Here is a 13,399-nt window from a genome sequence, read left to right on the forward strand (position 1 = left end):
CCCCGATGTACCGACGCACCGCAGCGGCTGCCGTTGTGCTGGCCGCCACCCTGACCCTCACCGCCTGCGGCTCCGGGGGTGACGACAAGGCCTCCGCCGACGCGGCGAGCGCCGCCAAGCCGAAGCCGCCGGCCGCCTCCCCGGTCCCGGATCCGGCGGACGCCACCCCGGCGCCGTCCGGCTCCGCGCCGGGTCCGGTCCTGCCGGACGCGAAGCTCACCCCGAAGACGGGCAACTTCAAGGAGAACGAGAAGAAGTACCTCAGCGGCCGCGTCCCCGAGAAGATGGACCCGGCCGCCGTCCTCCAGACCGGCCAGGAGACCTGCCAGCGCATCGAGCGCACCGCCAAGCGCGACAAGGACGCGGCGGCCGCGTCCATCGCCTCCGGCGAGATCACCGGCGCGCGGGACGCGATCAACCACCTGTGCCCCGAACAGAAGCCGGTCCTCGCGGTGGCCGAGAAGGGCTTCGGCGACTCCCCGCGCACCGCCCCGGCCCCCGGCACCTACCGCGCCGTCACCCAGAGCACGACCTGCACCTGGGAAGCCAAGGCCAAGGACGGCACCGTCCTCGCCTCGGGCCCGGAATCCCCCCCGACCCCCGGCACCAAAATCACCGCCACCATCCCCCCGGGCACCACGGAATTCCACTCCACCACCTGCTACGCCTGGCTCCCGGCGTAAGCCCCCTCGACCAACAACGCCGCCGCGCCCCCCGGGGTCGGCGGCGTTCGTCATACGCGTGCGGTCGCGGACTCGTAGACGTCCAGGAGGGTGTCCAGGACCGTTTCCATGGAGAAGGCGGTGGTGGCCAGCGTGCGGGCCGAGGTGGCGGTCTGGGCGTTCGTCGTGGGGTTCAGGAGGTCGAGGATCGCTTCGGCCACGGGGGTGGGGCCGGGGGCGACCGCGCGGCCGGCGTTGGCGGTGGCGATGTCGCGGGCCAGGCCGTTGGAGTGGGTGACGACCGTGGGGACGCCGACCGCGAGGGCTTCGAGGACGGACATCGGGAACGGTTCGTCCACCGACGGCAGGACGTAGACGTGGGCCCGCCGCAGCTCCGTCAGTACCTCCGCGCTCGACAGCGCGCCCGGCACCGTGAAGCGCCCGCCCAGGCCCAACGCCTCGATGCGGGCCCGTACGGCGGCCAGTTCCCCCTCGTCCGGGCCCGCGACGACGAAGTGCGCGTCCGGGTGCGCGGCGAGGACCGCCGGGGCGGCGTCCACGAAGTCCACCGGCCGCTTGCGGGCCTGCAACCGCGCCGAGTACAGGATCCGCGGCGGCCCGCTCGGCGCCGGCCGTTCCTCCTGCGCCGGGGTGCCGTTGACCAGGCGCACCGCCCGCGCCAGCGGAGCCCCCACCACCGCGTCCAGGCCCGCCCGCTCGTGCGGGGTCAGGTACAGCACCGCGTCCGCGCCGCGCAGCAGGCGGCGTACCGCCACCGCGTCCAGCACCTTGGCCAGCGCCTTCTCGCTCGGGTCGACCATCCCGTGGGTCTGGAGCACCAGCGGCTTGCCCGCCCGCAGCGCGGCCAGCGCCACCGGCAGCGTCACGAGGTCCCGCGCGAGGTGCACATGGACGAGATCCGCGTCGCGCACCAGCCGGCCCGCCGAGGCCAGCAGGGCCGGCGAGGTCATCCCGCTGAAGCCGAGCGGCAGGATCCGCCGGGCCGGGAACAGTTTCGCCGGCACCCCCTCCACGGAGGTCGGCCACGGGTCGAAGCCCTCGCCCAGCGCGAGCAACCGCGCCTCGTGGCCACGCGCCCGCAGCCCCTTGGTCAGGTTCAGCGCGACCCGCACCGGCCCGCCGAAGGCGTGCGAGGGGGAGTGCAGGGTGACGGCGTGCAGGACTCTCACTTCGGCTCCTCCACCGGGCGCCGCCGCCCGTCCTGGGTCTGCAACGTCAGCTCCGGCAGGTCCCGGTGCACCACGGCCCCGGCACCCGCCACCGCGCACCTGCCGACCGTCACACCGGCGAGCACGGTGGCCCGTACGGCCACCCACGCACCGTCCTCGACGGTGATCGGGGCGTTGCGGTAGCGGAAGTCGGCGGCCCGGTGGTCGTGCGAGCCGGTGCACAGCATCGACTCCTGCGACAGGCACACGTTCGCCCCGACCGTCACCGGCTCCAGGTTCAGGATCCAGGCGCCCTCGCCGATCCAGGTGTGGTCCCCGACGGTGAGCTTCCACGGCCACAGCACCCGCACCCGATGCCGGATCAGCACCCCCTCGCCGATCTGCGCGCCGAAGGCCCGCAGCAGGGCCACGCGCCCCCTCGCCGGACAGAACCACGCCATGAAGACGGTGTTCATCACGGCGAACCACAGAGCCTGCGTCAGCAGCCCCCGCCCCTTGTCGTATCCGGCCAGCGTGAAGGCAGGAAGATCACGCAACAGTCGCCCCTCATCGTCCACCCCTACGCGCTCCCGGCGCGCCGATCGCTCAGACTAGACTGCGCCCGGATCAGGCACAGGGGTGGGGGCAGCATGGCTACGGACGTGACCGGACCCGCCGTTGCCCCCGCGTCGGCGCCGCCCGTGGAGCCCGTGGACGAGTCCCAGTGGGGCCGGGTCACCACCCCGCGCACCCTGCTCTCGCGGGCCCTGTCCGTCCCCCTCGCGCTCGGCTTCACGCTCTTCCTGCCGTTCCTCGTCGCCGTCCAGACCGGCGCCGGCGCCCGCGACGCCGCCTTCCACCTCCAACTGCTGCTCACCATGTACGCGGGCGCCCGGCTCTCCGCGATGGTCCTCACCAGCCGCCGCAAGCTCCTCCAGGGCTCCTTCTGGCTCTTCGTCTACATGGCCATGGGCGTGGCCCCCCTCGCCCAGGCCGTCCTGGGCCAGGTGCCCACGCCCGTCGTCGGCCCCCGCTCCGACCTCACCCTCGCCATCGGACTGGTCCTGCTGGGCTGCCTCGCCTTCGACGTCGGCGTGCTCCTCGCCCGTCACCGGCCCGCCGGCCGCGCGGGCGGCTCGCAGAAGGAACCCCGGCCGGTCATGGCCCACCGGCGCCGCCTCCAACTCCTCACGGGGCTCGCCTTCCTGGGCAGCGCGGCGTTCATCGTGAAGCTCGGCGGCCCCGCCGTCTTCTTCTCCAGCCGCCAGGAGATCATCGCCGGCATCGAGGAGGCCGGCGTCTCCAACGGCGACGGCCAGGCCGGCCAGGCCCTGCTGCGCGGCTTCGGCACCGTGCCGGCGCTGCTCGCGCTGCTGCTGTACACGCGCTGGCTGATCACCTCGAAGTTCGCCCGCCGCAAGGTGTCCGTCATCGTGACGTGGGCCGGCCTCGCCGCCCTCAACCTGGTGGTCAACAACCCGATCTCGAACCCGCGCTACTGGTTCCTCACGGTCATGTTCGCGCTGCTGTTCACCGTCTTCCCGGTGAGCGCGGCGATGTACCGGGTGGCGCTGTCGATGGCCGTGGTGATCGCCCTGCTCGTCTTCCCGTTCGCGGACCGCTTCCGCTACGACGAGAAGAACTACAAGCCCGTCGAGACGACGTCGGTCCTGGAGCCGATGGCCCTCAAGGACTACGACCAGATCGGCATGTTCGCGAACACCATCACCTTCTCCGACTCCGGCCCCGGCCACTTCTACGGCCGCCAGCTCGCCGGATCGATCTTCTTCGCGGTGCCGCGCTCGGTGTGGCCGGGCAAGCCGCGCGACACCGGCGTGATGGTCGGCCAGTGGATGGGCACCGTCAACACCAACCTGTCGTCCCCGATCTGGGCCGAACTGTGGCTCGACTTCGGCCCGCTCGGCATGGGCGCCGGCCTGATGGGCATCGGCTACGCCGCCGCCCGCGTCGACCGCCGCTACGCCAGGCGTGCCACGCGCCGCTCACCCCCGGGCAGCCTGATCTCCGTGGTGGTCCCGCTGGTCGCCGGCTACTCGTTCATCCTCCTGCGCGGCCCCCTCCTCCAGGCCTCGGGCCGCGTGGCCATAGCCGCCCTGTGCCTGGCCCTGGTGGCCACGTACCGCACGGACCGCCACACGACGCTGCGCTGACGCGCCCTACGCGAGGGACGAGGCCGGGGCGGCCGGAGCCGCCGGGGGCGTCGGGGTGAGGCGGGCGGCGCGGAGCCAGGAGGCGGTGGCTTTGCAGGCGGAGCCGAGGGCCAGGCCCCAGGCGGCGCCCAGGACGCCCCACATCGCGTAGCCCGCCAGAAGGAAGGCCACCGACAGGAGGGAGAACACCACCTGGAGGGAGAGCGTCGCCTTGGGGTTCAGGACGCGCAGGGTCAGGAGGGCGCAGGTGCCCAGGCCCATCACCGCGTACTGCGCCCCCGTCGCCGGCAGCAGCGCGGACGCGGCCGCCCAGGTGTCGCCCAGCAGGTGCCGGCCCAGCCGCTCGGGCAGCGCGTACAACACCGCCGCCCAGGCGGCGCCCAGCACCGCGAGGACGGTGCCCATCAGCGCGGTCAGCCGGATCACGCCCCGCTTGCCGGACGCCCGCCCGACCACCGGCGGCCCGAAGGCGTTCGCGGAGTTGAACAGCACGTTCAGCGGCCCGAACAGGGTGGTCGCGCCCCGCAGCGCGCCGACGGCCAGCGGCGTCGCGAAGACGCCCAGGCCCAGGACCGCGAGCTGGCTCGAACCGTTGCCCACCGCGAACTCGACGACGAACCGCCGCCCGAGGTGGCCCCGGCGCAGGTAGGGCCGCAGTGCGGCGCGGGCGCCCCGTACGTACGGGCGCAGCAGCCAGAGCCCGAGCGCCAGCGCGGGCAGCGCCGACAGCCCCCACACCAGCACCAGCCGCCCCGCCGAGGCCCCCGCCGGCTGCGCGGCCAGGGCGGCGACCACGCACCCGAGCCGCAGCGCATCGGCGGCCAGCGCCCGTTCGGGCAGCCGCAGGGCGGAGAAGCAGTACCGCAGCCCGTCCTGGACGAGGACCAGCGGCAGGACGAGGCCCAGCGCGAGGAAGGCCTGCCCGGCGGCCCCGGGCAGGGCGAGGCCGACGCCGGCCAGGACCAGCCCGGCGGCGGCCGAGGCGGCGGCGGTGAACGCCACCGAGGAGCGGCACACCACGCCCAGGCGCTCGCCCTTCTCCAGCACCACGGTCTGGCCGACGTAGGCCATGTTCAGTCCGAGGAGCACGCTGAACGTCACGTACACCATCGAGAAGTCGGCGAAGCCGGACGCCGACGACAGTCGGGCGGCCAGCACCAGCACCAGGATGTTCGTGGCGCTGGAGGCGGCCTGGTCCAGGATCGAGGCGACCGCGCCCAGACCCCGCCGGCTCACCTCTGGCCCGTACGGACCGTGCGCAGCGCGACGGTGTCGCTCCCGTCGCCCGGGATGTGCTGCTCCGCCTCGCCGGTCACCGGCCGCGCCGGCTCCGGCCGGGCCGGGGCGCCTCGGCCGCGTCCGCCGCGCTTCTCGCCCGGCACCGGGGCGTGCACGACCGCGCCGAGGACGGTGCCGCCGGCGCCGCTGATCAGTTCGCGGATCCGGGCCAGGTCGCTGCGGTACACGGCGCGCGGGTCGCAGACCACCAGGACCCCGTCGACGCGGTCGACGAGCGCCAGCGCGTCGGCGTAGGACAGGACGGGCGGTGCCAGCACCACCACCGTCGAGTTGGGCGAGTCGGCCTCGGAGATCAGTCGGGTGGCGCGCGGGGAGGTCAGGGCGCGGGGCACGTTGCGCACCCGCTCGCCCGGGATCAGGTCGAAGGTGCCCGATTCCCCGGCGTCCACCACCAGCTGCCGGCCGTCGGGCCACTCGCAATCGCCCTGACGGCCACCGCCCCCCGCGCCCTGGCTCCAGCGCGGCCGCCCGCCGGCGTCCGTCGGCAACTGGCTGGCCAGCACCGGGGTGCGCAGGTCGGCTTCGATGAGCAGGACGTCCTTGCCGGTCTCCGCGAAGGAGGCGGCCAGGTTCACGGCCACGGCGGCGGCGGTCTCGCTGCTGCCGCGCGGGGCCACCACCAGGAGCCGGCGCCGGTCGGCGAACCGGGAGTCGTAGGCGAGCCGGAACGCCACCGACCGGTACTCCTCGGCGAGCCGGGGATCGGCCTCCCCGGCGGCGAGCAGCGGGCCGCCGCCGGTCCTGTCCCGGGGCAGGGAGCCCAGTACGGGGGCCCGCAGGGCCCGCGAGACGTCGCCTTCGGAGCGCGGGGCCGGGTCGAAGACGAGCCGGACCCAGGCGGCCAGCAGGCCCAGCGCCAGCCCCACGGCGGCGCCGAGCGCGAGCGACATCGGCAGGCCCGGCCCGTCCGCGCCGGAGGGCGGGGTCGCGGCGCTGGTGACCCGGCCGGGGGTCATGTCCAGGGCCTCAAGCTTCGTGATCTTGCCGTTGTAGCCGCCGACCTCGCTCTGGAGGTCGGTCTTGGTGGACATCGCGGAGTCCCGCGCGGCCCCGGCGGGCAGCCGGGCGATCTCCTTGACCAGCTCGTCGAGCTCCTTGGCGACCGGGTCGCGCTGGTCCTTGTACCCCTTGACCATCCGGTCGCGGGTGGCGTCGAGCGCCTCCTGCCGCTTGAGCAGGTACGCCTCCGTCATCGCGTTGGCGCGCTTGGCGGCCTGGGTGGGGGAGTTCGCGGTGTAGGTGAACCGCAGCACCATCGTCTGGGGCGGGTTGGTGACCTGGAGGCCGGCGCGCAGCGCCTTGAAGTCCTTGTCGGCGACGCCGAGCTTCACCCTGGCGGCCTCGGCGATGGAGCTGGAGAGCGCGACCTGACGCTCCGAGCCGATGTTGATGGCCTTGTCGGGGGCCAGGCTCGGGTTGAACGGGTCGTCGGTGGGCGCGCGCAGCACGATGTCGGCGCTCGCCACGTAGGTGTCCGCGGTGGATATGCCGAGGTAGACGCCGCCCAGCAGGCCGATGCCCACGCCCGCGCCGAGGAGCCGCCGGTAGCGCAGGAGCTGCTTGAACTGGTCCCTGAGGAGGTCGGGTTCGTCCTCGGTGGGGACCGCTGCCGGCCGGTTCGTCTCGATCACGACCTGTGACCCCCCAGTGCCTCGTCTATCAGTGCGTCGATGCGGGCCAGGCCCGCGTCACGGCTCAGATGGGCCGCCACGTGGACGGGTCCGGCGGCGCCCAGCGCGTCCGCGCCCTCGGGGTCCTCCGCCAGGGCCCGTACGGCCTTCAGCAGGGCCGCGGGATCCTCCGGCGGTACGAGCACCCCCGCGCCCGAACGTTCCACCTCCTGGGCGGTTCCTCCCTGCGCCGCGACGGAGGCGACGACGGGGCGGCCCGCCTGGAAGTAGGAGGTCAGCTTGGACGGCACGCTCATGTCCAGCACGGCCGCGTGCTGCGTGACCGCGAGCACGTCCGCCGCCGCGAGGATATCCGGGAACTCGCCGTCGGCGGCAGGGGGGATGATGTCGAGGTTGGGCACGTCCGAGGCGAGGTCGGCGAGGGCCTGGCGCTGACTGCCGTCGCCCATCAGCACGAACCGGACCTCGGGGTCGAGTCGGGCCGCGCCGACGAGGACTTCGAGGCCCTGCTTGAGCCCCATGTTCCCGGAGTGCAGGACGACGGTCTGGCCGGGCGCCCAGCCCAGGTGGCGACGGGTCTCCCCGCGCGGCTTGGTGGGCTGCGGCACGTGTGACCAGTTCGGGACGAGCCGGATCCGGTCGGGGTCCACGCCCATGCCGACGACCCGGTCGACGAAGGTCTCGTGGATGACGCCGACCAGGGTGGCGCGCCCCAGGGCGTACGCCTCCGCCCGCCCGGCGAGCGCGGCCGCCTTGTCACCGCCGCTGATCCCGCTCTGCGCGGCCGCCGCGCCCATCAGGTCCTGGACGACCGGGACGTACGGCACCTTCCACTTCGCGGCGAGCCGGGCGGCGAGCACCCCGCCGGCGAGGCTCGGCATCTGCGCGAGGATCGCGTCCGGCTTCGGCATCCGGGGCGGGGCCACGGCGCCGTGCAGCAGAATCGATCCTTCGAACAGGGCCCGCTTGACGGCGGTCTGACGGGGCGGCACGGTGTGCGCGCGCCGGTGCACGGTGACCCCCGCGCGCCGTTCCGTGCGCCTGAGCGCCCCCTTGTACTCCGGCTCGACCGACCACGCCGGGTAGTGCGGCATGCCGGCCAGGACGTGGGTGTCGTGACCGATACTCGCCCAGTGCTCCGCGATCTGGGTGGCGTACGGGCCGATACCCGCGTGCTCGGGGGCGTAGTTGGTGGAAACCAGCAACAGCCGCCGGTGGCCGGATGTGGACACTGAACGTCCCCTTCTCCCCTGGATGATGCGCACGTCACCCTATGCGTTCACCGTCTGCGCGCGGAACGTGCGCGCTATTGTCTGCTCATCAGCCACGCCGGGGGGCGTGGCCGCTGGGGGGTAATTGACGATGGAGCACCACGTGTCCGAGCCTGCGCCGGCCGCCCGCAGACCGTACCGGGTCGGGTACGCCCCCGGCGCGTACGACCTCTTCCACATCGGACACCTCAACATCCTTCGGCACGCCCGCAGTCGGTGCGACTACCTGGTGGCCGGCGTCGTCTCCGACGAGATGGCCGAGCTGGCCAAGGGCCGCCGCCCGATGATCCCCCTCGTCGAACGGCTGGAGATCGTCCGCAGCGTCAAGTACGTCGACGCCGCCTTCGTCGAGACCGTCCCGGACAAGGTGGAGACCTGGAAGCAGGTCCGCTTCGACGTGATCTTCAAAGGCGACGACTGGCGCGGCACGCCCAAGGGCGACCGCCTGGAACGGGACTTCGCCGCCCACGGCGTCGACGTCGTCTACTTCCCCTACACCGTGCACACCTCCAGCACCCAGCTGCGCCGCGCCCTCGACGCCCTCGCCGAACCGCTGCCGACCGGCGCCGGCCGCGCGGAGCAGCTCACCGCCGAACGGCGCTGAGCTCCCGGAACCACTTCGTCAGGAACGCCACCAGGAACAGTGCGGCCACCGCGCCCAGCGCCGCGTACGCCCAGGCGAACAGCCGGCCGCCGCCCAGCAGCAGGAAGACCAGGCAGAACACCCCGTAGTCGACGGGCAGCAGCGCCACCGCCCGCAGGGTCGAGGGCGCGGCGGCGGCGCTCCCCGGCGCCGGCCGGGGCTTCAGCTTCTCCGTCAGCAGTCCGCCGAAGAAGGTCACGACCGCCGCGAACTGGAAGCCCAGCGGCACCAGCAGCCAGCCCCGCGCGCCCGTCCCGTACGCCTCGGGGAAGCGGTAGAACGCGATCAGTACGCACGCGTGCAGGGCCGTGAGCTTGGCGGCGTCCACGACGTGGTCGAGCCACTCGCCCGCCGCGCTGCCGCCCCCGCGCAGCCGGGCCAACTGCCCGTCGGCGGAGTCGAAGGCGAAACCGACCGCGAGCGCGGCCCACACGGCGATCCCCAGCCCCCACGAGGGCGCGACCAGCGCGACCGCCGCCACGGCGGCGAAGCTGAAGGCGGCGCTGACCAGCGTCACCCCGTTCGGGGTGAGCCCCAGCGCGTAGGACCCGGCGGCCAGGTACCGCCCGGCGGGCCGGTTGACGAACCGCGAGTAGAGCGAGACGCCCTTCGCCGACTTCTGCGCCCCGCGCAGCTCCCGCAGCGCGGTCCCGACTCTCGCCATCTACGCGTGCCCCCTTGAACGTGTGTACGTACGAAGGCCACATCATCGCAGGGCGGCCGAAGCCCACCGCCCGATACGCGACGTCCCGACGTCCCGACGACACCACCCCCCTAAGACACCACCCGCAACAGCAGCACCGACCGCGCCGGGACCATCACCACCTCCCCGCCCCGGTGCACCACCCCCGGCGCCCTGGCCTGGGACTCCCGCGCCGTGTCCAGCACCAGCTCGTACGACTCCGCCCACGGCGCACCCGGCAGCACCCACTCCACCGGCCGGTCCCCGGCGTGCAGCAGCGCGAGGAAGCTGTCGTCGCTCACCTGACGACCCCGCTCGTCCCGCCCCGGAATGTCGCGCCCCGACAGGTACAGCCCCAGCGCGGCGGCCGGCGCGTACCAGTCCCGCTCCGTCATCTCCGCGCCCGCCGGGGTGAACCAGGCCAGGTCCCGCAGCCCGTCCGCGCCCTGCGAACGCCCGGAGAAGAAGGCCCGCCGGCGCAGCACCGGATGGTCGCGGCGCAACGTCACCAGCCGCCGCGTCAGCGCGAACAGCTCGCTCCACGCCGGATCCTCCAGCAGCGACCAGTCCACCCACCCGATCTCGTTGTCCTGGCAGTACGCGTTGTTGTTGCCGCCCTGGGTGCGCCCGAACTCGTCGCCCGCCACCAGCATCGGCACCCCCGTCGACAGCAGTAGCGTCGTCAGCAGGTTCCGCAGCTGCCGGCGGCGCAGCGCGCCGATCCGCGGGTCGTCGCTCTCGCCCTCCGCCCCGCAGTTCCACGAGCGGTTGTCGTTGGTCCCGTCCCGGTTGGCCTCGCCGTTCGCGTCGTTGTGCTTGCGCTCGTAGCTCACCAGGTCGCGCAGGGTGAAGCCGTCGTGGGCCGTCACGAAGTTCACCGAGGCGTACGGCCGCCGCCCGCCCCACGCGTACAGGTCGCTCGACCCCGACAGCCGGTACCCCAGGTCCCGTACGTCGGGCAGCGCGCCCCGCCAGAAATCCCGTACGGCGTCCCGGTAGCGATCGTTCCACTCCGTCCACAGCGGCGGGAACGCGCCCACCTGGTAGCCGCCCGAGCCCACGTCCCACGGCTCCGCGATCAGCTTCACCCGGCGCAGCACCGGGTCCTGCGCGATCACCGCGAGGAACGGCGACAGCATGTCCACGTCGTGCATCGAACGGGCCAGCGCCGCCGCCAGGTCGAAGCGGAAGCCGTCCACGCCCATCTCCGTCACCCAGTACCGCAGCGAGTCGGTGATCAGGCGCAGCACGTGCGGCCGCCCGGCGTGCAGGGTGTTGCCGCAGCCGGTGTAGTCGGCGTAGCGGCGCTGGTCGGACTGGAGCCGGTAGTAGCCGCGGTTGTCGATGCCGCGCAGCGACAGCGTCGGGCCCAGCTCGCCCGCCTCCGCGGTGTGGTTGTAGACCACGTCGAGGATGACCTCGATCCCCGCCGCGTGCAGGGCCCGCACCATCCGCTTGAACTCCCCGACCTGCTGCCCGGCCGTCCCGCTGGCGGAGTAGCCGGCGTGCGGGGCGAAGTAGCCGATCGAGTTGTAGCCCCAGTAGTTGCGCAGGCCGCGGCGCAGCAGGTGGTCCTCGTGGGCGAACTGGTGCACCGGCAGCAGCTCCACCGCCGTCACGCCCAGCTTCGTCAGGTGCTCGATCGCCGCCGGATGGGCGAGGCCCGCGTAGGTGCCGCGCAGTTCCTCGGGCACCCCCGGATGGCGCATCGTGAACCCGCGCACGTGCAGCTCGTAGATCACCGAATCGGCCCACGGCGTCTTCGGCCGGACGTCGTCCGCCCAGTCGTCGTCATCGTGGACGACGACGCCCTTCGGGACGTGCGGGGCCGAGTCGCGGTCGTCGCGCACGGTGTCCGCGATGTACTGCTGCGGCCAGTCCCGGACGTGCCCGTACACCTCCGGCGGCAGCGTGAAGTCACCGTCCACGGCGCGGGCGTACGGGTCCAGGAGCAGCTTCGCCGGGTTGTGCCGGACGCCCGTCCAGGGGTCCCAGCGCCCGTGCACCCGAAACCCGTACCGCTGTCCGGGGCGCACGCCGGGCACGAAGCCGTGCCAGATCTCGTGCGTCAGCTCGCTCAGGGTGCAGCGGGTCTCGACGCCGTCACCGTCGAAGAGGCACAGTTCCACCGCCTCCGCTCCCTGGGCCCACAGCGCGAAGTTGGTGCCCGCGACGCCGCCCGGCCCCACGTGGTAGCGGGCGCCCAGGGGGTGCGAGGAGCCGGGCCACACGGGTGGCGCCGGATGCGCGGCCGCCCGTAACACCCGCTCCTGGACCCGCTCGCGCACCACGTCCATGCGGTCCGCCCCGCGCTCCGTTCCGTTGTCCGTTCCGCTGTGACCGGTCTTGCCGTTTCCGGCGATCCTGGCGGCGGTATCCACCGCCTCGTGCTCGGCTGCGCTCGACACTGCCCGCCTCCACGGCTCCCGGTGACCGGCCGGGGGGAGTACGGCCGGGCGTCCCGGCCCGGCCCGTCCCCGTCCGGTCCTTCCCACTGTTCTGCCCGGACTGTTCTGCCCGGAACGTCGCCGGCCCTCACGTTTCCCCCGGAGGGCCCCGGTCGTTGGACGGTGCGTGACTCTTCTGACGAGGCGGGCGAGGGCGGGCTTGGCCGCCGTGGCGGTGTGGGCGGGCCTGTGGGCGGGCCTGACCGGCTGCACCAAGGACGGCGGCTCCCCGGTGGAGATCGCGCTGCCCGGCAAACCCCGGTCGCCCGACGAGGCCATCCGGGTCACCCCCGAGGACAACGCCAAGGGCGTCCCGGCCGAGGGGCCGCTGCGGGTGCACGTCCCCGAGGGCCGGCTGGAGCGGGTCGTCGTCACCAAGGTGGAGGACGCCCAGGAGGAGCGGGTCCCGGGCTCCATCGCCGAGGACGGCCTCAGCTGGAGCCCCGACCCGTCCGCCGGGCGACTCGCGCTCGCGGCCAAGTACACCGTCGACGCGGTCGCCGTCGACGGGCACAACCGGCGCCAGGCCCGCCACACCACCTTCACCACGTACGTCCCCGAGGAGCGGTTCATCGGCTACTTCAAGCCCGAGAACCGCTCCACCGTCGGCACCGGCATGATCGTGTCCTTCAACTTCAGCCGGGCGATCCAGCACCGCGCCGACGTGGAACGCGCCATCACCGTCACCTCCGACCCGCCCGTGGAGATCGTCGGCCACTGGTTCGGCAAGGAGCGCCTCGACTTCCGGCCCAAGGAGTACTGGAAGGCCGGCACCGAGGTCACCGTGAAGATGAACCTGCGCGACATCGAGGGAGCGCCCGGTTCCTACGGGGTCCAGGACAAGACGATCCGGTTCACCGTCGGCCGCTCCCAGATCTCCACCGTGGACGCGGAGGCGCACACCATGGAGGTCCGGCGCGAGGGGCAGCTGCTGTCCACGATCCCGATCACCGCCGGGGCGCCGAAGAACACCACCTACAACGGGAAGATGGTGGTGATGGAGCTGTTCGACGTGACCCGGATGAACGGCGCCACCGTCGGCTTCACCGGCGAGGACGGCAAGGGCGAGTACGACATCCCCGACGTCCCGCACGCCATGCGGCTCACCTCCTCCGGGACCTTCCTGCACGGCAACTACTGGGCGAGCCCCGACACCTTCGGCACCACCAACACCAGCCACGGGTGCGTGGGCCTGCGCGACGACAAGGGCGGCGGCTCGGACACCCCGGCGGGCTGGTTCTTCGACCGGACGCTGATCGGGGACGTGGTGGAGGTCGTCAACTCGCAGGACAAGACGGTCGCGCCCAACAACGGACTGGGCGGCTGGAACATGTCGTGGGCCGACTGGGTCGCGGGCTCCGCGAAAAGCTGACCCGCACCGACGTACCGCATGAAGCCTTACGGCATCACCCGTCCGGTCGCGG

At 73.3% G+C, this 13,399-nt stretch carries 11 protein-coding genes; 4 read left to right on the top strand and 7 right to left on the bottom strand.

The genetic code is table 11. The features are described 5' to 3' along the window. Positions 1 to 5: 5 nt before the first annotated feature. Positions 6 to 683: a hypothetical protein gene (locus M4D82_RS23190; protein ID WP_249767881.1), complete on the top strand. Its 678-nt coding sequence runs from the start codon at positions 6 to 8 to the stop codon at positions 681 to 683. A gap of 50 nt (positions 684 to 733) precedes the next feature. Here M4D82_RS23190 and M4D82_RS23195 read toward each other — a convergent pair whose 3' ends face one another. Then, positions 734 to 1,852, bottom strand: a complete 1,119-nt coding sequence (locus M4D82_RS23195; RefSeq protein ID WP_249767882.1) for a glycosyltransferase — start codon at positions 1,850 to 1,852, stop codon at positions 734 to 736. Further along, positions 1,849 to 2,388 carry a WcaF family extracellular polysaccharide biosynthesis acetyltransferase gene (locus M4D82_RS23200; RefSeq protein WP_249767883.1) on the bottom strand — a complete coding sequence of 180 codons (540 nt, stop codon included), beginning with the start codon at positions 2,386 to 2,388 and terminating at the stop codon, positions 1,849 to 1,851. The genes M4D82_RS23195 and M4D82_RS23200 overlap by 4 nt, the downstream gene beginning before the upstream one ends. Positions 2,389 to 2,481: 93 nt before the next feature. Between M4D82_RS23200 and M4D82_RS23205 the strand changes: the two genes are divergently transcribed. Further along, a complete protein-coding gene (locus tag M4D82_RS23205; protein ID WP_249767884.1) occupies positions 2,482 to 4,002 on the top strand; it encodes an O-antigen polysaccharide polymerase Wzy family protein in 1,521 nt (506 codons plus the stop codon). A gap of 6 nt (positions 4,003 to 4,008) precedes the next feature. Here the strand turns inward: M4D82_RS23205 and M4D82_RS23210 are convergent, their stop codons facing one another. Genes M4D82_RS23210 through M4D82_RS23220 form a run of 3 tightly spaced genes read right to left on the bottom strand, consistent with a single transcriptional unit; the run spans position 4,009 to position 8,134 of the window. Further along, positions 4,009 to 5,238 (bottom strand): MATE family efflux transporter, encoded by a 1,230-nt coding sequence (locus tag M4D82_RS23210; RefSeq protein ID WP_249767885.1) that lies wholly within the window; start codon positions 5,236 to 5,238, stop codon positions 4,009 to 4,011. Further along, complete coding sequence (locus tag M4D82_RS23215) at positions 5,235 to 6,932, bottom strand: lipopolysaccharide biosynthesis protein (protein ID WP_249767886.1); 1,698 nt, start codon at positions 6,930 to 6,932, stop codon at positions 5,235 to 5,237. The genes M4D82_RS23210 and M4D82_RS23215 overlap by 4 nt, the downstream gene beginning before the upstream one ends. Continuing rightward, the gene (locus M4D82_RS23220; protein WP_249772077.1) at positions 6,929 to 8,134 is read right to left on the bottom strand and encodes a glycosyltransferase; all 1,206 of its coding nucleotides are present in this window, start codon (positions 8,132 to 8,134) and stop codon (positions 6,929 to 6,931) included. Before M4D82_RS23220 ends, M4D82_RS23215 begins: the two co-directional genes overlap by 4 nt. Before the next feature lie 172 nt (positions 8,135 to 8,306). Here M4D82_RS23220 and M4D82_RS23225 point away from each other — a divergent pair, with 172 nt between their 5' ends. Further along, positions 8,307 to 8,807, top strand: coding sequence for an FAD synthase family protein (locus tag M4D82_RS23225; protein WP_249767887.1), 501 nt, complete (start codon positions 8,307 to 8,309; stop codon positions 8,805 to 8,807). Here M4D82_RS23225 and M4D82_RS23230 read toward each other — a convergent pair. Further along, entirely contained in the window at positions 8,788 to 9,510 is a 723-nt protein-coding gene (locus M4D82_RS23230; RefSeq protein ID WP_249767888.1) for a CDP-alcohol phosphatidyltransferase family protein, read from the bottom strand. The genes M4D82_RS23225 and M4D82_RS23230 overlap by 20 nt on opposite strands. A 110-nt stretch (positions 9,511 to 9,620) precedes the next feature. Further along, the gene (gene glgX, locus M4D82_RS23235; protein WP_502988986.1) at positions 9,621 to 11,936 is read right to left on the bottom strand and encodes a glycogen debranching protein GlgX; all 2,316 of its coding nucleotides are present in this window, start codon (positions 11,934 to 11,936) and stop codon (positions 9,621 to 9,623) included. 175 nt (positions 11,937 to 12,111) lie between these two features. On the opposite strand from glgX, the gene M4D82_RS23240 reads away from it, so the two are divergent. Beyond that, positions 12,112 to 13,347: a L,D-transpeptidase gene (locus M4D82_RS23240; protein ID WP_502989086.1), complete on the top strand. Its 1,236-nt coding sequence runs from the start codon at positions 12,112 to 12,114 to the stop codon at positions 13,345 to 13,347. Positions 13,348 to 13,399 lie beyond the last annotated feature (52 nt).

It is taken from the genome of Streptomyces sp. RerS4 (assembly GCF_023515955.1).
Lineage (GTDB): Bacteria > Actinomycetota > Actinomycetes > Streptomycetales > Streptomycetaceae > Streptomyces.